The organism is Aliiruegeria lutimaris, assembly GCF_900099935.1.
GTDB lineage: Bacteria > Pseudomonadota > Alphaproteobacteria > Rhodobacterales > Rhodobacteraceae > Tropicimonas > Tropicimonas lutimaris.
The window spans coordinates 89714-110779 of sequence record NZ_FNEK01000008.1; the positions used below are offsets into that span (position 1 = coordinate 89714).

The 21066-nt window shown below is 62.7% G+C and carries 22 protein-coding genes, 1 tRNA gene and 1 pseudogene; 19 read left to right on the forward strand and 5 right to left on the reverse strand.

Features of this window, described 5'->3' with window-relative positions:
* Nucleotides 1-117 precede the first annotated feature (117 nt).
* The 4 genes from rlmH to BLR85_RS05925 form a co-directional block, all read right to left on the reverse strand.
* A complete protein-coding gene (gene rlmH / locus BLR85_RS05915) occupies nucleotides 118-588 on the reverse strand; it encodes a 23S rRNA (pseudouridine(1915)-N(3))-methyltransferase RlmH (protein ID WP_093151485.1) in 471 nt (156 codons plus the stop codon).
* The gene (gene rsfS / locus BLR85_RS05920) at nucleotides 588-962 is read right to left on the reverse strand and encodes a ribosome silencing factor (RefSeq protein WP_093151596.1); all 375 of its coding nucleotides are present in this window, start codon (nucleotides 960-962) and stop codon (nucleotides 588-590) included. The genes rlmH and rsfS overlap by 1 nt, the downstream gene beginning before the upstream one ends.
* Nucleotides 963-1164: 202 nt before the next feature.
* Nucleotides 1165-1308: a hypothetical protein gene (locus tag BLR85_RS29020; RefSeq protein WP_170844461.1), complete on the reverse strand. Its 144-nt coding sequence runs from the start codon at nucleotides 1306-1308 to the stop codon at nucleotides 1165-1167.
* A gap of 109 nt (nucleotides 1309-1417) precedes the next feature.
* Nucleotides 1418-2845: a mechanosensitive ion channel family protein gene (locus BLR85_RS05925; RefSeq protein WP_244520614.1), complete on the reverse strand. Its 1428-nt coding sequence runs from the start codon at nucleotides 2843-2845 to the stop codon at nucleotides 1418-1420.
* A gap of 143 nt (nucleotides 2846-2988) precedes the next feature.
* On the opposite strand from BLR85_RS05925, the gene leuC reads away from it, so the two are divergent.
* The 10 genes from leuC (at nucleotide 2989) to BLR85_RS05970 (ending at nucleotide 12269) form a co-directional block, all read left to right on the forward strand.
* Nucleotides 2989-4392, forward strand: coding sequence for a 3-isopropylmalate dehydratase large subunit (leuC, locus tag BLR85_RS05930; protein WP_093151495.1), 1404 nt, complete (start codon nucleotides 2989-2991; stop codon nucleotides 4390-4392).
* Between the two features lie 45 nt (nucleotides 4393-4437).
* Complete coding sequence (locus BLR85_RS05935) at nucleotides 4438-4962, forward strand: HdeD family acid-resistance protein (protein WP_093151601.1); 525 nt, start codon at nucleotides 4438-4440, stop codon at nucleotides 4960-4962.
* Between the two features lie 83 nt (nucleotides 4963-5045).
* Entirely contained in the window at nucleotides 5046-5651 is a 606-nt protein-coding gene (gene leuD / locus BLR85_RS05940; RefSeq protein ID WP_093151499.1) for a 3-isopropylmalate dehydratase small subunit, read from the forward strand.
* A 562-nt stretch (nucleotides 5652-6213) separates the two neighbouring features.
* Nucleotides 6214-7029, forward strand: coding sequence for a hypothetical protein (locus BLR85_RS05945; protein WP_244520615.1), 816 nt, complete (start codon nucleotides 6214-6216; stop codon nucleotides 7027-7029).
* Nucleotides 7030-7070: 41 nt separating this feature from the next.
* A complete protein-coding gene (locus BLR85_RS05950) occupies nucleotides 7071-8114 on the forward strand; it encodes an endonuclease/exonuclease/phosphatase family protein (RefSeq protein WP_244520616.1) in 1044 nt (347 codons plus the stop codon).
* Nucleotides 8115-8245: 131 nt separating this feature from the next.
* Nucleotides 8246-9355 carry a 3-isopropylmalate dehydrogenase gene (gene leuB, locus BLR85_RS05955; RefSeq protein WP_093151506.1) on the forward strand — a complete coding sequence of 370 codons (1110 nt, stop codon included), beginning with the start codon at nucleotides 8246-8248 and terminating at the stop codon, nucleotides 9353-9355.
* A 193-nt stretch (nucleotides 9356-9548) separates the two neighbouring features.
* Entirely contained in the window at nucleotides 9549-10529 is a 981-nt protein-coding gene (locus BLR85_RS05960; RefSeq protein ID WP_093151511.1) for a DMT family transporter, read from the forward strand.
* Between the two features lie 52 nt (nucleotides 10530-10581).
* Nucleotides 10582-10658 (forward strand) — tRNA-Pro (locus BLR85_RS05965).
* Nucleotides 10659-10865: 207 nt separating this feature from the next.
* Entirely contained in the window at nucleotides 10866-11012 is a 147-nt protein-coding gene (locus BLR85_RS29025; RefSeq protein WP_170844462.1) for a hypothetical protein, read from the forward strand.
* Nucleotides 11013-11063: 51 nt separating this feature from the next.
* Nucleotides 11064-12269: a winged helix-turn-helix domain-containing protein gene (locus tag BLR85_RS05970; protein WP_244520617.1), complete on the forward strand. Its 1206-nt coding sequence runs from the start codon at nucleotides 11064-11066 to the stop codon at nucleotides 12267-12269.
* Nucleotides 12270-12551: 282 nt separating this feature from the next.
* Here BLR85_RS05970 and BLR85_RS05975 read toward each other — a convergent pair whose 3' ends face one another.
* Nucleotides 12552-13445 carry a dihydrodipicolinate synthase family protein gene (locus BLR85_RS05975; protein WP_093151517.1) on the reverse strand — a complete coding sequence of 298 codons (894 nt, stop codon included), beginning with the start codon at nucleotides 13443-13445 and terminating at the stop codon, nucleotides 12552-12554.
* A gap of 175 nt (nucleotides 13446-13620) precedes the next feature.
* Between BLR85_RS05975 and BLR85_RS05980 the strand changes: the two genes are divergently transcribed.
* The 9 genes and pseudogenes from BLR85_RS05980 to BLR85_RS06020 form a co-directional block, all read left to right on the forward strand.
* Nucleotides 13621-14340, forward strand: a complete 720-nt coding sequence (locus BLR85_RS05980; RefSeq protein ID WP_244520618.1) for an FCD domain-containing protein — start codon at nucleotides 13621-13623, stop codon at nucleotides 14338-14340.
* 74 nt (nucleotides 14341-14414) lie between these two features.
* Nucleotides 14415-15374 (forward strand): DctP family TRAP transporter solute-binding subunit, encoded by a 960-nt coding sequence (locus BLR85_RS05985; protein WP_093151526.1) that lies wholly within the window; start codon nucleotides 14415-14417, stop codon nucleotides 15372-15374.
* A 63-nt stretch (nucleotides 15375-15437) separates the two neighbouring features.
* Complete coding sequence (locus tag BLR85_RS05990) at nucleotides 15438-15929, forward strand: TRAP transporter small permease (protein ID WP_093151532.1); 492 nt, start codon at nucleotides 15438-15440, stop codon at nucleotides 15927-15929.
* The gene (locus BLR85_RS05995; RefSeq protein ID WP_093151536.1) at nucleotides 15926-17200 is read left to right on the forward strand and encodes a TRAP transporter large permease; all 1275 of its coding nucleotides are present in this window, start codon (nucleotides 15926-15928) and stop codon (nucleotides 17198-17200) included. The genes BLR85_RS05990 and BLR85_RS05995 overlap by 4 nt, the downstream gene beginning before the upstream one ends.
* Nucleotides 17201-17203: 3 nt before the next feature.
* Nucleotides 17204-17881 (forward strand): N-acetylmannosamine-6-phosphate 2-epimerase, encoded by a 678-nt coding sequence (locus tag BLR85_RS06000; RefSeq protein WP_093151541.1) that lies wholly within the window; start codon nucleotides 17204-17206, stop codon nucleotides 17879-17881.
* Nucleotides 17882-17886: 5 nt separating this feature from the next.
* Entirely contained in the window at nucleotides 17887-18795 is a 909-nt protein-coding gene (locus tag BLR85_RS06005; RefSeq protein WP_093151545.1) for an ROK family protein, read from the forward strand.
* A complete protein-coding gene (gene nagB, locus BLR85_RS06010) occupies nucleotides 18792-19580 on the forward strand; it encodes a glucosamine-6-phosphate deaminase (protein ID WP_093151550.1) in 789 nt (262 codons plus the stop codon). Before BLR85_RS06005 ends, nagB begins: the two co-directional genes overlap by 4 nt.
* On the forward strand, nucleotides 19573-20730 hold the full coding sequence (nagA, locus tag BLR85_RS06015) for an N-acetylglucosamine-6-phosphate deacetylase (protein ID WP_170844463.1): 1158 nt from the start codon (nucleotides 19573-19575) through the stop codon (nucleotides 20728-20730). Before nagB ends, nagA begins: the two co-directional genes overlap by 8 nt.
* Nucleotides 20731-20829: 99 nt before the next feature.
* Nucleotides 20830-21066: pseudogene (locus BLR85_RS06020) on the forward strand (IS110 family transposase); the annotation flags it as partial.

A 21066-nucleotide genomic window follows, 5' to 3' on the forward strand; every position in this document is an offset into this window, starting at 1 on the left:
GGTGCGCATGGCTGGAAACGCTACGTGCTTGAACGATCTTCCCATGGGATGATCGTGCCTCCGGCGGGAGTATTTGTACCAACGAGAAGATGTTCTGCCTTTCGCCGCTTCGGATCGTTACGAGCGGTGGTACGGCGCCCCTGCGAGTATTGAGACCGCGCGGTAGACCTGTTCCGACAGCATCACCCGAGCCAGCATATGCGGCCAGACCATCTTGCCGAAGGACAAGGCCATGTCAGCACGTTTGACAAAGGCCGGGTCGAGCCCGTCGGCGCCGCCGATCACGAAGGCGAGGTCCTGGCGGCCGGTGTCGCGCCAGGACGCGATGCGGCTTGCGAAGTCGGGAGAGGAGAGGAGCTTGCCGCGTTCGTCCAGGGCAACAATGGTTGCGCCCTTCGGCAGGGCCCTTTCCAGCAGCGCGGCCTCGCCCGCTTTCGTCCCGCCCTTGCGCTCGTCGATCTCGATTACGGACACCGACGAGATCCCGAGCGGACGGCCGCTACGTTCCGCGCGCTGGCGGTAGTCCGAAATCAACTCCGCCTCGGGGCCCGACCGCAAGCGGCCGACGGCCACGATATGAAGGCGCATCAGGCCTGGCTGCCAGCCTTGCCGGTGCCGCCCGCGGGCAGCCACATCTTTTCGAGCTGGTAGAACTCGCGCACCTCGGGCCGGAAGACATGGACGATCACGTCGCCCGCGTCGATCAGCACCCAGTCGCCGGCATCCTTGCCCTCGACCTTGGAAGAGATGCCGAAATCGGCCTTGAGCCGCTCGACGAGCTTTTCCGAGATCGCCGCGACCTGGCGGGACGAACGGCCCGAGCAGACGACCATGTGGTCGGCCATCTCCGACTTGCCGCGCAGGTCGATCGTGACCACTTCCTCGGCCTTGTCTTCAGCGAGAGACGAAAGAATGCGTTCCAGCAGCGCGTCCGCGCCTGCAGATTCGAACTCGGATGGCATCGGGGATGCCTCTTCTGCCGCCGTTTGCGTGGCGGCTTCCGCATGGTGAGTCAGGACAGTATCCTCCTGGTTGCGCGCCGCCATTGCCCGGGCGCTGGGCGTATCTTCACGATAGCACTGCTTTGGTGACGTCTCAACGACGGCGCCAATTCTCTGCGAAATCGTGCCAGAAACGCTTTCGTGTGACGCGAAAACACCCATTTCAGCGATTTTCCGAGACAAAACCGAACCGAGTCGATTCTGTTCCCGGTTGCTCCAGATTGACAGCGTCCGCTTCAAAGGCGATGGCCGCCAGCAGCAGGGCGGAGATCAGGCCGATATGTACATTGCTATAGACCCGACGCATCGGATGCCTCTCATTCCTTTGGATTTCGGGAAGACGAAAGGGCATAAAAACGTTTGCACCGAAGAAATCAAGGTCTCCGACAGCCTGACGCAAAAAAACTTCGGAGTGATCAGTCGACCTTTTGAGCCGGTATCTCGTCGGGTAACATGCGAAGGTCGCGGCGTGGGAAGGGGATGTTGATCCCGTTTTCCTTGAACGCATCCCAGAGCGCGAGGAAGACATCTCCGCGCACATTTGTCAGCCCTTTCGTCGGATCTGTGATCCAGAAACGAAGGACGTAATCGACCGAGCTGTCGCCGAAGCCGGTGATGTGGCAGACGGGGCTCTTGCTCGACAGCACGCGCGGGACGCTCTTGGCCGCGGCGATGGCGGTGCGGCGCACAAGGTAGGGGTCGTCCTCGTAATCGGTGCCGAAATGGATATCCAGCCGGACGAATTCGTCGGAATGGCTCCAGTTGACGACTTGGCTGGTGATCAGGTCCTCGTTCGGAATCAGGTATTCGCGGCCGTCGCGGGTGACCACGGAGACGTATCGCGCGCCGAGCGACTGGATCCAGCCGAAGGTGTCGCCGAGCGAGATCACGTCCCCGGGTTTCACCGATTGATCCATCAGGATGATGGCGCCGGAGACGATGTTGGAGACGATCTTCTGCAGCCCGAAGCCGATGCCGACGCCGATGGCTCCGGAGAGCACCGTGAAGCCAGACGGGTCGAAGCCAACCGCGCGCAGCCCGAGGAAGACCGCCGAGACATAGAGAAAGGCTTGCAGCAGCTTGGAGAGCAACTCGCCCATGCTCGGGGAGATGTCTTCGTTTCCCCGCAGGCTACGCGCGCCGGCGCGCGACAGAACCCGGGCCACGAACAGCAGCGCGCCGGTAATGACGATTGCCTGGAGCACGTTCAGAAGCGACAGCCGGAAATCCTGGATCTCGATGGAGAGCGAATCCAGCAGTTGGGCGAACTCGTCGAGCATCCCGGTGAAATGCAGCGTCGCGAAGATCCACGCGCCCCAGTTCACGATCCGCCGCATGAATGGATTGGCGATGAACCGGGTCGTGATCCCGATTACGAGCCAGGCAAAGGCAATCGTTCCGGCCACGACGATCATGTAGCTTCGGGACGGGAACAGCTCCATCACATCGCGCATGACGAAGACGGTCAGCCAGCAGAGAAGGCAGAAGGTTATCAGCGCCACCCGCCGCTGCAGCATGACGAACATGCGCAACTGCGTCTTGCTTCGCCCTTCCAGTTGCCGGATCCGGTCACGGATCCGGTCCGCAAGCAGGATCCGCACCAGTTGGGAGAGCAGAATCAGCACCGCGATGATGCCCAGTTGCAGCAGCCGGGACGGCAGCAGCAGAAGGCGACCCGACGTCTCGAGTTGCTGAGCGAAGGTCAGTAGTTCTTCCAGAAAGGCACGGATATCCTGCTCCATACCGCAGGATTGCCCGCGAAACCGGGCAGAGGCAATGCCCAAGCTCTTGCGATAAGGGGCAAGTGGTTGTAGCGGAATGCGCATGGCAAAGAATTTTGACATGGATGACCACGCGCGCCTGCCTTGGCGCTTCCACGGTCTGAAGGCCCGTGTAACCGGCCTCCAATGAGGCGCGCCCGGCGTTGCTTGTTGCAGCGCCCCTTCCCATGTCCAATTCAAATACCCGAACCGGGAGAGACCCCCACATGACTGGCAAGACGCTTTACGACAAGATCTGGGACGCGCATGTCGCCCATGAAGCCGAGGACGGCACCTGTCTGCTCTATATCGACCGTCACCTCGTGCACGAAGTGACTAGCCCCCAGGCTTTTGAAGGGCTGCGCATGGCGGGCCGCAAGGTGCGCGCGCCGGAGAAGACCATCGCCGTTCCGGACCACAACGTTCCCACGACGCTTGATCGCGAAGAAGGCATCAAGAACGAGGAGAGCCGCATCCAGGTGGAGGCGCTCGACACGAACGCCAAGGAATTCGGCATCAACTACTACCCGGTGGACGACATCCGCCAGGGCATCGTCCACATCGTCGGCCCCGAGCAGGGCTGGACACTGCCGGGCATGACCGTGGTTTGTGGTGACAGCCACACCGCTACCCATGGCGCTTTCGGTGCTCTGGCCCACGGCATCGGCACCTCCGAGGTCGAGCATGTTCTGGCCACGCAGACGCTGATCCAGAAGAAGTCCAAGAACATGAAGGTGGAGATCACCGGCAAGCTGAGCCCCGGCGTGACCGCCAAGGACATCACGCTCGCGGTGATCGGCAAGACCGGCACCGCCGGCGGCACCGGCTACGTGATCGAGTATTGCGGCGAGGCGATCCGCGATCTGTCCATGGAAGGCCGCATGACCGTCTGCAACATGGCGATCGAGGGTGGCGCGCGTGCCGGCCTGATCGCGCCGGACGAGACCACCTTCGAATACGTCAAGGGCCGCCCCCATGCGCCGAAGGGCGCGCAGTGGGAAGCCGCGCTCAACTGGTGGAAGACGCTCTATACCGATGAAGATGCCGTCTTCGACAAGGTCGTCACCCTTAAGGGCGAGGATATCGCGCCGGTCGTGACCTGGGGTACCTCGCCCGAGGATGTGCTGCCGATCACCGGCGTTGTGCCCAGCCCCGAGGATTTCACCGGTGGCAAGGTCGATGCCGCGCGCCGGTCTCTGGAGTATATGGGCCTGAAGCCCGGCACCCCGCTTTCCGAGGTCGCCATCGATGCCGTCTTCATCGGCTCCTGCACCAATGGCCGGATCGAGGACCTGCGCGCCGCGGCCGAGATCGTGAAGGGCAAGAAGATCGCCGAGGGCGTTCGCGGCATGGTCGTTCCGGGCTCCGGCCTCGTGCGGGCCCAGGCCGAGGAAGAAGGCCTGGCCGAGATCTTCGAGGCGGCCGGTTTCGAGTGGCGCCTTGCGGGCTGCTCGATGTGCCTGGCCATGAACCCCGATCAGCTCGCGCCGGGAGAGCGCTGCGCCTCGACCTCCAACCGGAACTTCGAAGGCCGCCAGGGCTTCAAGGGCCGCACGCATCTGATGAGTCCCGCCATGGCTGCCGCTGCCGCCATAAATGGTAAGCTTACAGATGTGCGGGAAGTAATGTAGGCTCGCGGACAAATGAGTAGGCGTGCCGTGTCCAAGGTGGGTTTCATGAGCGAATGGACCAGATGGCTGGTCGCAGGGCTGTTGTCGATTGCTCTTGGGGCCCTTGCCTTGGGCAACGCCGTGGCGGTGTCCATCGGGATTGTCTGGGTGACGGGCTCGATGCTGCTGCTGGCGGGCGGCGTTCAGATGATCCTCGGCTTCTCCGATACCGGCCTTGGCAACAAGGTCCTGTCGATGATGCTCGGATCACTGATCGCGGTGCTCGGCATCTCCTTCATGCGCAATCCGCTTAAAGGAACGATGTCCATCACGGCCGTCATTACCTTTGTCATCGCCTTTGCGGGCGTGCTGCGCCTCTTCTGGGCCTTCCGTATGCGACAGACCGGGTATTACTGGATGATGCTGATCTCCGGTTCGCTCTCGATCCTGCTCGCCGGGTTCATCCTGGCGAATTTCCTGCAGGCAAGCGAACGGCTGCTCGGCATCCTTCTCGGAATCGAGCTGATCTTTAACGGTGGGGCCCTCTCCGTTCTTGCGCTTTTCCTGCGCGCCCATACCGACGAGTATTGATGCAAATCGTGGCCCCGCCGGGCCGCGCAAACCAGATCTGAGCCGCCGGGGGCGTCCCCCGAAGACGGCAAGAGGACGACGAAATGGACAAGTTCACAACTTTGACGGGCATCGCCGCCCCCCTTCCGCTGATCAATGTCGATACCGACATGATCATTCCCAAGCAGTTCCTGAAGACGATCAAACGCTCCGGGCTCGGCGTGAACCTCTTCGACGAGATGCGCTACGATTCCGATGGCAACGAAGTCGAAGACTTCGTTCTGAACAAGCCGGCCCATCGCGACGCGAAGATCCTCGTTTCGGGCGACAATTTCGGCTGCGGCTCTTCGCGCGAGCACGCCCCCTGGGCGATCAAGGATTTTGGCATCTCCTGCGTCATCGCGCCGAGCTTCGCCGATATCTTCTTCAACAACTGCTTCAAGAACGGCATCCTGCCGATCGCGCTGCCGCAGGAAGATGTCGACAAGCTGATGGATGACGCCGAGCGCGGCTCCAACGCGATCATCACCGTCGATCTGGAAAGTCAGACCATCACCGGTCCGGATGGCGGCGAGATCCATTTCGAGGTTGACGCCTTCAAGAAGCATTGCCTGCTCAATGGCCTCGACGATATCGGGCTGACGCTGGAAAAGGTCGCTTCCATTGACGTCTTCGAAGAGAAGGCCGCACAGGCGCGCCCCTGGGTCTGAACCAGTCGTCAGTTTCCACAAGAACACGAGAGAGGGGCCATGGCGCCCCTCTTTTTTTGTTGGGGCGCATCGCTCGCAAGCCCGAAAAACAGCCAGTCGGGACCGCGCCGGCTGCCTGAAGGGATGGCTTCTCCGTTTTTTTTCTCGAATGTCGCAGGCCTGCCGTGCCCAGGACCGACGGCTGTCGCCAGAAGGCCGGCGAAAACTGCTTTTTCGTTTCGAGACAACGGAATAGGTGCTGCAATCGGCAAGCTCGCCAGGGCACGTGCCGCGGATCGACCACAAGATATTGTGTCGTCTGGAGGCCGATTTTGCGCGTTGCCATCATTTGTCCTTAAACTTGATGCAAAGGCGCACCATTTCGCCCGCAATTCGGCCCGAAAGGCTTTGTTAACCTAGACTTGTACTTGTGAGGCGGGGGCGAAACCGGCAATTGTTTCGGAAAAGATGGGGCATCGCGTCCAATTGGACGCATCCACGCCGGAACAAGGGCACGGCAACGCATCGTGACCGTCCGGGATGGAGGTATCGAGCAGTGTTCTCGAAGCTTACGAGCGCGACAGTGCGGGCTATTCTTGTGGCGGTAGTGATCCTGCTGCCATCTTTGCTTGTGCCCGGTGTACGAGACGACGCACCGCAGATCATGGTTTTGATCGCGCTGGCCTGTGCCGTGCTGACATTCTCCGAATATTCCACCGTCTATCCCAGCCTGGTCGAGTTCCGGGATGCGCCGCCTTTCAATCGCATCCGCTACCTGTCCCTGTTCATGACGCTGTTCTTCCTCTCTGCCCTGGTGCGCGGTCAGACCGACCCGAGCGGGCTGACGATGTTCATGGAAGCCCTTGGCGGGATCGTGGGGCTCGCGCTTGATTTCCCTTATAGCCCGGTCCGGCTTGTCCTGCTTTCGCTTCCGGAGGGGACACCCGTCGAGCAACTCGCCTCCGTGCGGACGTCGGCCGGGATGGCTTATTTCATCTCGCTGATGGCGATCACCTTCTTCTACCTGATCCTAAAGCTGAAGAACTGGCCCTCGCGGTCTGGCGCCTTCAATGTCTGGATCAACCTGCCGACTTTCGACCCGACCGCCGGTGGCGACGTGGTGAACCGGCTCAACCGGGACGCGCGTGTTAACCTTGCCTTAGGGTTTCTGCTGCCATTCCTGATCCCGGCGATCGGCAAGGCCGCGACCTCGCTTTTCGGCGAGGCGGCGATCTCCGAGCCGCAGACATTGATCTGGATGGTGTCGTTATGGGCCTTCCTGCCACTGAGTCTTTTCATGCGCGGTATCGCCATGTCGCGCGTGGCCGACATGATCACCGAGATGCGCAAGCGGACCTCCGAGCCGATCACCGCGCGACCGCAGGCCTTCGTTACCTGATCGCGGCTTTCCTGCTTGGCGTCCTGACGGTTGGCGCGGCGATGGCCGAGACCGTCCGGATTGCGAGCTATTCGCCCGAATTGACCCGCAAGGGGCCGGGGTTGCTGCTGCGCGATATCCTCAAGGGCGAGGATGAGCAGATCGACGCCTTTATTTCGGTCGTTGCGGAGCTGTCGCCGGATATCCTTCTGCTGACGGGTTTCGACTACGACGCAGGCAACGTGGCGCTGCGCACACTGACGGAGCGCCTCGCAGAGGCTGGCGCCGACTATCCGCATCTTTTCAGCTTGCTTCCAAATAGCGGCATGGCCACGAAGCTCGACATGGACGGCAATGGCCGCACGGGTGAGCCGCGCGATGCGCAGGGTTATGGGCGCTTTTCCGGACACGGCGGCATGGCCCTTCTGAGCCGTTTTCCCGTCATAGAGGAGGAGGTTCGGGATTTCTCGGAACTCCTGTGGAAGGATCTTCCCGGCGCGCACCTGCCCGCAACTGGCGGCGTCCCTTTCCCCTCCGAAGAGGCGTTTGCCATCCAGCGCCTGTCCAGCACCGGCCATTGGGTGGTGCCGATCCGCTGGCCCGGACGCGCGGCGCTGTCCTTGCTGGCGATGTCGGCCACGCCGCCGGTCTTCGACGGGCTGGAATACCGCAACGGGCTGCGCAATGCCGATGAAATTCGCCTCTGGCGGGTCTTCCTGGACGGCGGTCTTGGCGAGCCGGTGCCACAGCAGGCTTTCGTGATCCTTGGCAACATGAACCTCGATCCGAACGACGGGGATGGGCGGCGCGAGGCCATGGCGGCCCTGCTTGCCGATCCGCGCCTGCAGGACCCGCTTCCGGCAAGTCCCGGCGCGCGGGCAGCCGCCGATCCCGCGCATTCGGGCGGTCCCGGTTTGGATACGGCGGAATGGTCGCCCGCAGCTGAGGGGGGCGCGGGCAATCTCAGGGTGGATTACTTGCTGCCGTCGGCTGACCTGGAGGTTGTGACGAGCGGTGTGCATTGGCCCGCAGCCGGAGGGGTGCAGGAGCTGGCGCGGAATGCCTCCCGCCACCGGATGGTCTGGGTCGACATCTCCATCCCGTGAGAAACGTGTCCCGGGGCGGTTTTTCGGCCCCCGCGCCGATCTTCCACACCTTCGGGCGTGGCGTGCTTCTTGATTCCTCGTGGCGGCGCGGGTAACCCCGCCCGGACACATCTTGCAAGGATTTAAGACTCATGAGCACCCCATCCCTCCTGATCCTGCCCGGCGACGGCATCGGCCCCGAAGTCATGACCGAGGTGCGCAAGATCATCGACTGGTACGGCGCCAAGCGCGACCTGCAATTCGACGTGAGCGAAGACCTTGTCGGCGGCATCGCCTATGACAAGCATGGCGTGCCGCTGACCGACGAGACAATGGCCAAGGCGCAGGAGGCGGACGCCGTCCTGCTCGGTGCCGTGGGTGGCCCGCAATATGACAATCTCGACTTCTCGCTGAAGCCCGAGCGCGGCTTGCTGCGCCTGCGCAAGGAGATGGATCTCTTTTCCAACCTGCGTCCCGCCCAGTGCTTCGACGCGCTGGCCGATTTCTCCTCGCTCAAGCGCGACGTGGTTGCCGGCCTCGACATCATGATCGTCCGCGAGCTGACCTCGGGCGTCTATTTCGGTGAGCCGCGCGGTGTTTCCGTGAATGCCAATGGCGAGCGCGAGGGCGTGAACACGCAGCGCTACACCGAGAGCGAGATCGCCCGCGTCGCTCGCTCCGCCTTCGAGCTGGCCAAGCGCCGCGGCAACAAGGTCTGCTCGATGGAGAAGGCCAATGTGATGGAATCGGGCGTGCTCTGGCGCGAGGTCGTGCAAGAGGTGCATGACAAGGAATACCCCGAGGTCGAGCTTTCGCACATGTATGCCGACGCGGGCGGGATGCAGCTCTGCCGCTGGCCCAAGCAGTTTGACGTCATCGTGACCGACAACCTCTTTGGCGACCTGCTCTCGGACGTTGCCGCGATGCTGACCGGTTCTCTCGGCATGCTGCCGTCGGCCAGCCTCGGCGCGCCGATGGAAAATGGCCGCCCGAAGGCGCTCTACGAGCCGGTGCATGGCTCCGCTCCGGATATCGCCGGCCAGGGCAAGGCCAACCCGATCGCCTGTATCCTCAGCTTCGCCATGGCGCTGCGCTATTCCTTCGACCAGGGCGCCGAGGCCGACCGTCTCGAAGCCGCGGTCGAGAAGGTGCTGGCCGAAGGTCTGCGCACCGCGGACCTGATGGGCCCGGAAGGCGGCACCCCGGTCTCGACCTCCCAGATGGGCGACGCGATCGTCGCTGCGCTCGACGCCTCGCTCTGAGCCAGGCCCCGCGCCAGGCGCGCGGAACAGCATCGGGCCCCTCCGACGGATCGGAGGGGCCCTTTTTCGTGGCGGGAACGCGCCTACGACCGAAAAAACCTTCCCAAAAGAGGAAAGCGCCCCCTTTTCACATCGCCGGAACCGCAGTAACGCTGAAAATATCCCCGGTAGTACCAGAGTCGGGCTCGTTCCCATGCAAAACAATACCAAAGGCGCGCTTACGGCGCTGTTGGCCTTCGGGCTGTTCTCAACCCACGATGTCGTCGTCAAATATCTTGGCGCGAGTTATTCGACCTTCCAGATCGTCTTCTTCAGCGTCCTGCTGGGCTTCCCGTTGGCGACGCTGATGCTGATGCATGACAACAGGCCGGGCAACCTGCGCCCGCGCCATCCGTGGTGGACGGCCATTCGGACCTTGGCGGTGATGACGACCGGAGCCTGCGGCTTCTATGCCATTACCGAGGTTCCGTTGGCGCAATTCTACGCGATCATCTTTGCCATGCCGCTGCTGATCACGTTGCTGTCGATCCCGCTCCTGGGAGAGAAGGTCGGCCTGCACCGCGCCGGCGCTGTTCTGGCGGGGCTTGTGGGGGTGTTCATTGTTCTGCGGCCCGGTTCTGCCGAGCTGACCCTCGGCCATGCCTCGGCGCTCATTGCCGCCTTCAGTGGCGCGCTGTCTTCGGTCATCGTGCGCAAGGTCGGCCACGAGGAGCGCAGTGTCGTGCTGCTGCTCTATCCGATGGTGGCCAACGTGATCGTGATGGGGGCGATCCTGCCCTTCGTGTACGTTCCCCTGACCGGAATCGACCTTGCCGCGCAGGCGGTGATTGCCGTGCTCGCCTTCGGCGGCACCCTTGGGGTGATCCTCGCCTACAAGGCCGGCGAGGCGGTCATCGTCGCGCCCATGCAATATTCCCAGATCATCTGGGCGACCTTTTACGGCATGCTTCTGTTTGGCGAACGTCCCGACCTGCCGACGGCGATCGGGGCCGGCGTCATCATCGGCAGCGGGATCTATATCCTGATGCGCGAGAGCCGGAAACACAGCACGTCCAACCGTCCGGTTCTACGCACCCGGACACGTCACGAAACCGGGACCTTTCTGCGTGTCGGATCATTTCTGCGGCGCAAATCCGACATGCCCAAAAAAAACGGGAACGGACCAAAAGGATGACCGACAACCCTTGCCATTCCCGGAGAGGTTCTGTAATCGCCTGCGTCACGGTCGGAGTGTAGCTCAGCCTGGTAGAGCACTGTCTTCGGGAGGCAGGGGTCGGAGGTTCGAATCCTCTCACTCCGACCAATTATACAAGGGCCCCGCGGGGCCCTTTGTTGTTTTCGGGCCTATGCTGTTTCCGGCGTCGGCCACAGAAACAGGTTATTTATCAGTAATCAGTGGGGATCGGATGTCTTTTTATCTGCTTGTCCTCATGGGGGGGCACGGCTGAACGTGCCAACCTCACCCCGGGTCAGCCAACGGTCCTTCGGAGCAGGCGCTTCAGGCAGCCAGATGACCGGCACGGTCGGAATCACCCCCGCTTTGCCCGAGCTTTCAGGCCGTCGTCTGCTTCACTGCCAGATCACCCATATGGTGCTGGAACGTGCAGAGGCGGCCCGAGGGCGTGGGCGGCACCGGTTGACCGCGAAGATGGTTTGAGGCTTTTCTTCCCGGGCACACGGCACAGATCTGCAACCTGATGGAAACCTGTTGGCACGCGAGACAATCCCCCCCTTTCGTATCGGTAACCGGACGGCACGGACCCTGTTGTTGACCTTACAGGGCTTGGGTCAGGCGCCGACCGGACCTCTCGATGCCTTGGCGATCATTCGCAGGCTCGGGTTCGTGCAACTCGACACCATTCAGGTCGTCTCCCGCGCCCATCACCACATCCTGTGGAGCCGTAACCAGAATTACCGCGAACCGATGCTGGACAAGCTTCTTGCCCGGGACCGGAGCATTTTCGAGCATTTCACCCACGATGCCTCGGTCCTGCCGATGGAGTTCCTGCCGATGTGGCAGCGGCAGTTTCGCCGCAAGCGGGAGCAGCTCGACAAGGCTGGTTGGCTCAAGGGCCTGCCGGATGCCGAGGCGCGTTCGGCCATAAAGGCAAGAATTGCTGCCGAAGGTGCCCTCTCGACCAAGGCCTTTGAGACCAAAGCGGTCGATTCCGGCCAGATGTGGGCACGTCCACCGCACAAGCTGGCGCTCGACTACATGTGGTACAGCGGGGAACTGGCGACCTGCCACCGGATGAACTTCACCAAGGTCTACGATCTGGCCGAACGGGTGTTTCCAGCGCAGCTTCGCGAAGCCTGCGAAAGTGACCAGGCGCAAATCGACTGGCTCTGTTCGGAGGCGCTGGACCGCCTGGGATTCGCCAGCCCGGGCGAGATCCAGCGGTTCTGGGATGCCGTAAGCCGCGCCGAGGTGCTGGATTGGATCGACCGGACCGAAAGCCTCCATCCGGTCGAGATCGAGACAGCGGACGGCCAGTGGATCAAGGCTCTTGCACCTTCTGACATCGCGCAGCGCGTTGCCGCGCTGACGGCGGTCACTTCGAGGCTCCGCATTCTGAACCCGTTCGACCCGGTGATACGTGATCGGGACCGCCTGGGCCGACTTTTCGGCTTCGAGTACCGAAACGAGATGTTCGTTCCGGCCGCAAAACGCATCTGGGGATATTACGTGTTTCCGATCCTTGAAGGTCACCGGTTTGTGGGCCGTATCGAACTCAAGGGAAACCGCCGGGCCTCATCCCTCAATGTGCTCAACTTCTGGCCCGAGAACGGCGTCCGTTGGTCGTCAACAAGACGCGTCAAGCTCGATGCCGAACTGGCGCGCCTGGCGAAGCTCGTCGGCGTAGAGCGAGTCTCGTGGGAAAGCCAGGCGAGTTCGAACTGCGACCCTCGATAACGGCCAATGGCAGTTGGCAAACAGTGCGCCTTGTCAACCGGCCATGCGCTGAACTGGTCCGGCCAATACGGGTATATCAGCGAATGCAGGAGCGGCTCGCAATCTTCGCGCCAGCGACCCTGCTGATCATCCCGCTGACGCTTTTCGTGGTCTGGAAAATGCCGAGATGATGGGCGAGGTCTCAGCCGAACGGGCCTGCGTACGAACCGCAGCGAATGGCAGCTCTCCGACTCTCAGGCTGGCGCAGGTGTCCGGTCAGCTTGTTGGATTGTCCTGTTTGACTCACAGCCAGGGAGCGATATCCGCCTGATCCAGGAATGCCGTGAGCGGCGCGCGGCCTGCGTCCGACAGTATCCGGAAGGGCGCGCGGCAGGGGCCGCAATCGACACCAAGATGTTGAAGCGACAGTTTGATCCCTGGCATGACGCCGACCTCGAAAAGATGCCCGACATAGTCCCGCGAGATCTCCTGAAGCTCCCGCGCGCGGTCCATGTCGCCAGCTTCCATCGCCTTGTCCAGGGCGACATAGAGTTTACCGAAAACGTTGTATGTCGAGCCGATGCCACCATTCGCTCCGGATAGCGCGCCGGTCATGTAGGTTTCGTCGGAACCGAAAAAGATCGTGCTGTCGGAATGCCGGCTGCGCAGTTGCGAGAGCACGAACAGGTTCATGGAAGAGAACTTGATCCCGGCGACGCCCGGCAGACCCAGTATCGCGGAAAGCTCCGCCACCGAGGATTCGCGCCCGACGCGCCCGGGCACCTCGTAGACGATCAGCGGCAGGGACGTCGCGGAGGCGAGAGCCTTGTAATAGTGAAAGATCTCGTCGGGTGTGAACCGGTAGGAATGCGGCGGCAGCGCGGACAGGGCGTCGTATCCAAGGCTTTCCGCATTGCGGGCCAGGCGGATCGAATCCCGCAACGAAGGCTGGCCGACATGGGCAATCAGGGTGACATCGCTTGCCTTGGCGGCATCCTTCACGATGCCCTGCTGTTCGCACAACTCGTCCGTCGTCATCAGCCCGGACTCGGCGGTGCTTCCGCCGACATAGAGCCCCTTCAGCCCTTGCCGGAGCACATGGCTGACGATGTTTCTTTGCCGCTGCTCGTCCAGGTCCTCGTTGTCGGCAAAACCGGTGAGAAGCGCTGCATACATACCATCAAGACAGGCAGTCATCTGATTTTCCTTCAAAACTATTCGATCCACGGCGCTCGCGCAGTGAGGCTGGATCTTGATTCTCGCAGTATTTGGTAACTCAACAGATTAATTTGGTAAAGTAATGTTTGACAAAAAGAACTGCTTGGCTTTACCAAAGCAGCGAAAGAACCGAAGGCAGCGTTGGAGGGGCACGGTGATTCTCGGCTCGACAAGCAAGGGAACCAGCAAGGCAAAGGGGGCTGCCCTCGATATCGCGGCGACCCTGCAGGGGCGGATTCAATCCGGCGTACTGGCTCCGGGCGATCCGATGCCGACAGAGAGAACGCTGTGCGAAGAATTCAGCACCTCTCGTCCGACGGTTCGCGAGGCTCTGCTTCTTCTTCAGGGGCGGGGCTATGTCAGCCTCGAGACCGGCCGGCGCCCGCGTGCAGCCCTGCCGACGCTCGACGGCATCCTTGCCTCCGCAGCCGATCACATTTCGAACCTGCTTGGCGACGCGGAGGGCGGGGCGCATCTGGAGCAGATGCGCCAGTTCATCGAAGCCGCTGCGGCCCGAATCGCGGCCGGCAGGGCGAGCAGCATCCAACTGCACCAGATCAAGTCGGCCCTGGATCTGAACCGGGATGCCATCGATACAGACGGCTTTGCAGAAACCGACATCGCCTTTCACAGGGCGATCGTGACGGTCGTGGGCAACCCGATCATTCTCAAGCTTCACGACATGTTCGTCAGCTCAATGCTGGCGCACCGCCCCCGCCGCGCAGATGGCGGATCGGACGAAACTTCCTACCGGGAGCATCGCGCGATCTACGACGCCATCGTGGCGGGCGATGCGATGGCCGCTGCCGAACTGACGGACCAACATCTCATGCGGTCCTACCGATCCAGATTGGCGGGGGCACAAGAAGGTTAATCACGACGCGGCGCCCGGATCGGCGCGTCGCGAATGCACGGAACGATGAATCAGCAGTAGCGAGGAGAAAAGACATGCTGAACAAGTTTGTGGGGGGAGTTGTCGCGGGGCTGTTGTTGGCTGCTGCGGCGCAAGCCGAAACGGTCCTGACCTTCGGGACCCAGGAAAACGAGGCCTCCCCGATGTACCAGGGCATGCTTGCCATGGACGAGGCGCTCAAGGAAATCTCGGGCGGCGAGATGTCTCTCAAGATGTTCCCGTCGTCCACGCTCGGTGACTTCAAGGCGATGGTAGCCCAGACGCAGGCCGGTGAGCTTGATCTCGTGATGACCGGTTACCCGGACATGAGCTACATCATTCCCGAACTGAAGCTGATCGGCGCGCCCTATGTCGTGTCCGATTTCGACCACCTCAAGGAGCTGATCGCCGGCGAGTTCGGCCAGAAGATGGATGCAGCCTTTACCGAGCAGGGCGTGAAGGTGCTGGATGTCTGGTATCTGGGAACCCGGCACACGACCTCCAACAGGCCGATCAACTCGCTGGAAGACATGAAGGGCCTGCGCCTGCGGACACCGAACGTGCCCTTCCTGATCGCCTTTGCCGAGAACACCGGCGCCTCGCCCGCGCCGGTCGCCTTTGCCGAGGTCTATCTTGCGCTCCAGACCAACCAGGTCGATGCCGAAGAAAACCCACTACCGACCATCGAGGCGATGAAGTTCTACGAAGTGCAGAATCACATCGCGCTGACCGGTCATTTCGTGGCATCGTCGGCGATCCAGGTCGGCACCAAGACCTGGGACAAGCTCTCTGACGAGGAAAAGGGCTGGTTGCAGGAAGCCATCCTGAAGGGCGGCGAGGTCGCAACCAAGATCGTGACGGACAAGGAAGACAGCTTGATCGCTGACTTCGAAGCCAAGGGCCTGACGATCACCCGTCCGGATACCGGCCCGTTCCGCGACGCGATGCAGCCATATTACGATGAGCTCGAAGCCGAGTTCGGCGAGGGCAGCATCACCGCGCTGTTCAAGAAATAAGAACATGCGTGGCGCGCCCCTCCCGGCGCGCCACAGCATTTACGCTGGGCTCGGAGCAGGTTGATGTCAGGACATGGCAGGTACAGTATCGAGGGATATGCCGCGACGGTGCTGTTCCTCGGTTTGATTTTCGTGGTTTTGCTGCAGGTCTTCGGCCGTTCTGGCTTCCTGCCGGCGGCTGTCTGGACGGAGGAGTTGGCGCGGTGGATCTGGGTATGGATGGCCTTCATCGCAACGGGTGAGGCCGAGCGGCGCAATGTCCAGCTTCGGATGGGAATCCTCGCCGAAGTCCTGCTCGGGCGTTTCCGTTTCGTCCTCTTCACCCTGATCGATCTCGTCTATCTGGCGGTCACATGCCACCTGCTCTGGATCGGCTACCAGACCGTCCTGCGCACCTGGAACAACGAATCCGTCACGCTGCTGTTCTCCGATGCCGTGCTCTACGCCTCCTACCCGGTTGCAGCGCTCTTCGTCATCTGGCGCGTCGCCAGCCGCATCCGTTGGCAACTGATCCACCGAAGCCCCTTTGTCTTTGATCCGGAGGGCGAGCAATGACCCTGATCATCGTCTGTTCCGTCTGGCTCTTCATGGTCTTCGGTGGTGTGCCCATCGGGATCGCGATGATCCTCGTCTCGGTCGGATACTTCTATCATACGGGCATGGGCATGTCCTTTGCCGTGCAGCGGATGGTCGACGGGCTCAACTCCTTCCCGATGCTCGCCGTGCCGCTCTTCCTGCTTGCCGCCGCGATCCTCAACTCCGCTGGCATCACCAACCACCTGTTCGGTTTCGCCCGCGCCCTGGTCGGGCGCTTCACCGGCGGGCTGGGCCATGTGAACGTGCTCGCCTCGCTTTTCTTTTCCGGCATGTCCGGCTCGGCCGTGGCCGATGCGGGCGGCCTGGGGAAGATGGAAATCAAGGCGATGCGCGATGCGGGCTATGACGACGAGTTTTCCGGATCCGTCACAGCGGCCTCGTCGATGATCGGCCCGCTGGTGCCGCCTTCGATCACGATGGTGCTCTACGGCGTCATCTCCAACACCTCCATCGGTAAGCTGTTCCTCGGTGGCGTGGTGCCGGGCTTCCTCTGCGCGGGGGCGCTGATGGTCATGGTTCATGTCCTCGCCAAGCGGCGGAACTATCCGAAGGACCCAGTCCACAGCGCTGGAGAAGTCTGGCGACTCTTCCTGAAATCCTTCCCGGCGCTCCTGACCCCGATGGTCATCGTCGGCGGGATCTTCAGCGGGCTATTCTCGCCCACCGAAGCCGCGGCCGTGACCGTGCTCTATGCGATCGTCATCGACCTGGTGTTCTATCGCGAGTTGACCCTGCGCCGCTTCTTCGACGCGGTCTACGAAACCGCCGTGACCTCTGCCACCATCGGCACGATCATCGCTGGTGTCTCCGTGCTCGGCTTCGTTCTCGCCCGCGAGCAGGCGCCGCAACAGATCGCCAGTTTCTTCCTCGCCTTCGTGGACAGCCCCATCACCTTCCTGATCGCGGTCAACGTGATGATCTTCGTGCTCGGCGCCTTCATCGAGACGCTGGCGATCCTGCTGATCGTCGTGCCGATCCTCATTCCGCTGGCGCTCGGCTTCGGCATCGACCCGGTACATTTCGGCATCATCGTGGTGCTGAACCTGATGATCTCGACCCTGACACCGCCGATGGGGATGGCGCTCTTCGTCGTCGCACAGGTGGGGGAGATCGAATATCACAAGCTCGCCAAGGCCATCCTGCCCTGGCTCATTCCGCCGCTGATCGTCCTGGCGCTGGTATGTGCCTTCCCGATCCTGGCGACTGGCCTGCCCAACCTGATGCAATAGACCATGCAAGCACTCTCTCTCCTCAAAGGTGGCTTTGTTGCCTCCTGCCAGCCTGTCACTGGCGGCCCGATGGACAGCACCAATATCATCGTCGCCATGGCTCGTGCAGCCGTTGATGGCGGCGCAAGCGGCCTGCGTATCGAAGGCGTCGAGAACGTCCGGGCGGTGCGCGCCGCGGTCGCTGTTCCGATCATCGGCATCGTCAAGCGCGACCTGCCCGACACACCGGTCCGGATAACGCCCTACCTGGCGGACGCCGAGGCGCTGGTGGAAGCGGGGGCGGACATCATCGCCTATGACGGCACCGCGCGGCCGATGCCGGATTCGCGGAAAGCCATTGTCCGTACCATTCTCGATGGTGGCCGCATCGCCATGGCCGATTGCTCGACAGAAGCCGATGCGAGGACCGCCCTGGCCGATGGCGCGGGGATCATTGGCACCACCTTGTCGGGCTACACTGCCGAGACCCAAACGGATTCCGGCGCGCCCGATCTTGCGTTGGTGACAGCCTTCTCCCGCCTTGGCGGCTTCGTCATGGCTGAGGGACGTTACAACGCGCCGGACCTCGCGCGGCAGGCGATCGTGGCGGGGGCCGATTGCGTCACGGTGGGCAGCGCCATCACCCGCGTCGAACATATCGCGGCCTGGTTCGGCGCCGCCGTGAAAGCCGGCGCGAGGTAACCCGGATGCCGGCGCGCGACACTCTCTCCGGCGTGGCATTGGACCTGGGCGGCACAAAGCTGGCAGCGGCGCGGATCGCGCAGGGCGAGGTGGTCGCCCGCGCGCAGGTGGCTACGCGCGGATCCGCCTCTGCGGCCGAACAGGTAAGGGATATGCACGCACTCGCCCGCAAGGTCGGCCTGGACTCATCCGACCGGGTGGGGCTGGCGGTGGCCGGGCGGGTCGATGCAGGCGGCATCTGGCGCGCGGTCAACACGGAAACCCTCAGCAACCTCGACGATGTAGACTTGCGGCAGTTGGCGTCGGAGGTGTTCGCTCGATTCGTGACGGTGCTCAACGACGCACAGGCGGCCACGCTTGCGGAATTCCATTTCGGGTCCGGACAGGGCAGTGCCGCGATGGCCTATGTGACCGTCTCCACGGGCGTCGGCGGCGGTTTCGTGATTGGTGGCGTGCCAGTTCGCTCGCCAAACGGCCTGGCCGGGCACATCGGCTTCTCGACATCGCGGCTGGCCACCCGGAGATGCGGGAGCGGGCGCATGGGAACGGTCGAAAGCGTCGCCGCCGGGCGCGCGATTGCTGCTGAGGCGAGGCGGATGGGGTATCCTGTGGACGATGCCCGCGACGTCTTCGACGCATGGCGCGCGGGCGGCGAATGGGCCGGGCAGATCATCGACAGCTCGGCGGCGGCGGTTGCCGGGATGTGCGCCGACCTCGCCGCGATCCTCGGCATTGACAGGGTGGTGCTCGGCGGTGGAATTGGACTTGCGGAGGGCTATGCGGAACGCATCCGGCACCATCTGGATGCCGAGCCGCCCCTGTTCCGGCCGCAACTCGTTGGCGCTGAACTCGGGCAGGATGGCGTCCTGCTCGGGGCGCTGGTGCAACCGGATCGGAGCGAAAGCGACACATGAAAGTTCTCATTCACAATTCGGCCGAACTGGCCCAGCAGGCCGTTGCCGACATCCTGACTGCCCGCATCCTCGCCCACCCCGCATCGGTCATCGGGCTGGCGACCGGTGGCACGATGGAAGTGGTCTATGACAGGTTGATCCGCGCCATCGCGCGGGAAGCGGTTCCCGTGCGGGACCTCGTGACCTTCAACCTTGATGAATACTGGGGGCTCGCACCGGCGCATCCGGCCTCGTACCGCAGCTACATGAATGCCCGCCTCTTCGGCCCCGCCGGCATTCCGCTGGAACGGACTTTCCTGCCGGTTGCGGACGCGGCCGATCCCGCCGCGGAATCGGACGCCTACGAGCTAAGGATCCGGGAGGCGGGTGGCATTGATCTCCAGCTTCTCGGCATCGGGCAAAACGGCCATATCGGCTTCAACGAGCCCACCTCGAGCCTCGCGTCACGCACCCGGCTGAAGACCCTGACGCAGAGCACCCGCAAGGCCAACCAGCAATATTTCGGCGCAGATGAAGCGACGCCGGAATACGCGATAACCATGGGGATCGGCACGATTCTGGACGCGCGGGAATGTCTGCTGCTTGCAACGGGCAGCAACAAGGCGGAGGCGGTGAGCCGGATGATCGAGGGGCCCTTGGGCGCACATTGCCCCGCCTCGGCGCTGCAACTTCATCCGAAGGCAACGATCATTCTCGACGCTGATGCCGCCTCGGCGCTGGAACTCCGCGAATACTACCAACACGTCCACCCGGATGGCATCGACAGGCAGCCCACACATGGCTGAATGCCAGCCTTTCGGGCTGCTTGCCCGGACGCTCTATGACGGCATCGCGGACGAGCCTGAACAGGATATCCTGATCCGCATAGCGGGGGGACGGATCGAAAGCTTGCAGCCTGTCGAGGGTATCTCCGGCTGCCCCGGCAGCGTGATCGAAGCGGAAATCGTCACGCCGGGGTTCATCGACCTGCAGATCAACGGCGCCAATGACGTGCAATTCAACCACGCGCCGAATGTCTACGGCCTGAAGGCGATTGCCGAGGGCGCCCGCGCCGGAGGATGTGCGCATTTTCTTCCAACCTTCACGACGGCGCCGGGACGGGCATACCAGCAGGCCGTCGACGCGGTTCGCGACGCGATCTCCGAGGGCGTTCCGGGCATCCTGGGCATTCATCTCGAAGGCCCGTTCTTCTCTCGCAAGCGCCCGGGAATCCACCCGGCGGAGCATATCCGCGCCTTGGACGACGAAGATGTCGGGTATCTTTGCCAGGCCGCCAGGGCGGTGCCGATCCTGCTGACACTGGCGCCCGAATGTCAGCAGCGCCGGCACCTCCGGCAACTGTCCGCAGCCGGTGTCATCCTCTTCGCCGGGCACAGCGCCGCAACTGCGGAAGAGATGACAGCCGCACGCGCAGATGGCGTGGTTGGTGCGACGCATCTGTTCAACGCGATGTCCCAGACGCTCGGCCGCGAGCCGGGGATCGTGGGCGAGGTGCTGGGCACAGGGCAAGGGTTCGCGGGGACCATCGCCGACGGCATACATGTCCATCCCCTGAACCTCTCGCTTGCGGCACGCTCGCTGCCGGACGGGCTCTGCCTCGTGACCGACGCCATGCAGACGCTCGCCGGAAAGCAGGCTGGCTTCGATCTCTACGGCAAGCCCATCCGGCTCGAGGATGGAAAGCTGACAGGGCCGGACGGCACCCTTGCCGGCGCCCATCTCGCCATGGACGAAGCGGTCCGAAACCTGCACGGACTCGCCCGCGTGCCGCTCGGCCGCTGTGTGCGAATGGCCTCGGCAAATCCGGCTCGATGCCTGAAACTCCAGGACGAGGTCGGCCGGGTTGCGCCGGGATCCCGGGCGTCCCTCTCCCTGTTGGCATCGGACTGGAGCGCTGTGGGGGTCGTGATCGACGGAACACCGTTCCTGCAATGAGACATGCGCCGAAGCGGATGAGGTGGATGGCTCCTGCTCCACCGGCATCGAACGTGCCAAAGTGCAGTTGTCATCGACTGCGAGGAAAGGAGCCATCCAATGACAGTAAAGACGGTGGGCCTGGATTTGGCCAAGGACGTTTTTCAGGTGCACTGCGTTTCGGCTACCGGGCGTAAGATCATCAACAAGAAAATCAAACGCGCGAAGCTGCTCGCCTTCTTCGAGACATTGCCACGCTGTGTGGTTGGAATGGAGGCTTGCGGTTCAGCCCATCACTGGGGTCGCGAACTGCGCAAGCTTGGCCATGATGTTCGGCTCATGCCGGCGGCCTATGTC

Bases quoted from the DNA above. Each gene is read 5' to 3' on its own strand.
- leuC (WP_093151495.1), top strand. From the start codon at position 2,989: ATGACTGGCAAGACGCTTTACGACAAGATCTGGGACGCGCATGTCGCC.
- nagB (WP_093151550.1), top strand. From the start codon at position 18,792: ATGAAAGTTCTCATTCACAATTCGGCCGAACTGGCCCAGCAGGCCGTT.
- BLR85_RS05975 (WP_093151517.1), bottom strand. From the start codon at position 13,445: ATGACTGCCTGTCTTGATGGTATGTATGCAGCGCTTCTCACCGGTTTT.
- BLR85_RS05960 (WP_093151511.1), top strand. From the start codon at position 9,549: ATGCAAAACAATACCAAAGGCGCGCTTACGGCGCTGTTGGCCTTCGGG.
- BLR85_RS29025 (WP_170844462.1), top strand. From the start codon at position 10,866: ATGACCGGCACGGTCGGAATCACCCCCGCTTTGCCCGAGCTTTCAGGC.
- BLR85_RS05925 (WP_244520614.1), bottom strand. From the start codon at position 2,845: ATGTCAAAATTCTTTGCCATGCGCATTCCGCTACAACCACTTGCCCCT.
- BLR85_RS06000 (WP_093151541.1), top strand. From the start codon at position 17,204: ATGCAAGCACTCTCTCTCCTCAAAGGTGGCTTTGTTGCCTCCTGCCAG.
- BLR85_RS06005 (WP_093151545.1), top strand. From the start codon at position 17,887: ATGCCGGCGCGCGACACTCTCTCCGGCGTGGCATTGGACCTGGGCGGC.
- BLR85_RS05935 (WP_093151601.1), top strand. From the start codon at position 4,438: ATGAGCGAATGGACCAGATGGCTGGTCGCAGGGCTGTTGTCGATTGCT.
- leuB (WP_093151506.1), top strand. From the start codon at position 8,246: ATGAGCACCCCATCCCTCCTGATCCTGCCCGGCGACGGCATCGGCCCC.
- BLR85_RS05985 (WP_093151526.1), top strand. From the start codon at position 14,415: ATGCTGAACAAGTTTGTGGGGGGAGTTGTCGCGGGGCTGTTGTTGGCT.
- rsfS (WP_093151596.1), bottom strand. From the start codon at position 962: ATGCCATCCGAGTTCGAATCTGCAGGCGCGGACGCGCTGCTGGAACGC.
- BLR85_RS05950 (WP_244520616.1), top strand. From the start codon at position 7,071: ATGGCCGAGACCGTCCGGATTGCGAGCTATTCGCCCGAATTGACCCGC.
- nagA (WP_170844463.1), top strand. From the start codon at position 19,573: ATGGCTGAATGCCAGCCTTTCGGGCTGCTTGCCCGGACGCTCTATGAC.
- BLR85_RS05995 (WP_093151536.1), top strand. From the start codon at position 15,926: ATGACCCTGATCATCGTCTGTTCCGTCTGGCTCTTCATGGTCTTCGGT.
- BLR85_RS29020 (WP_170844461.1), bottom strand. From the start codon at position 1,308: ATGCGTCGGGTCTATAGCAATGTACATATCGGCCTGATCTCCGCCCTG.
- rlmH (WP_093151485.1), bottom strand. From the start codon at position 588: ATGCGCCTTCATATCGTGGCCGTCGGCCGCTTGCGGTCGGGCCCCGAG.
- leuD (WP_093151499.1), top strand. From the start codon at position 5,046: ATGGACAAGTTCACAACTTTGACGGGCATCGCCGCCCCCCTTCCGCTG.
- BLR85_RS05990 (WP_093151532.1), top strand. From the start codon at position 15,438: ATGTCAGGACATGGCAGGTACAGTATCGAGGGATATGCCGCGACGGTG.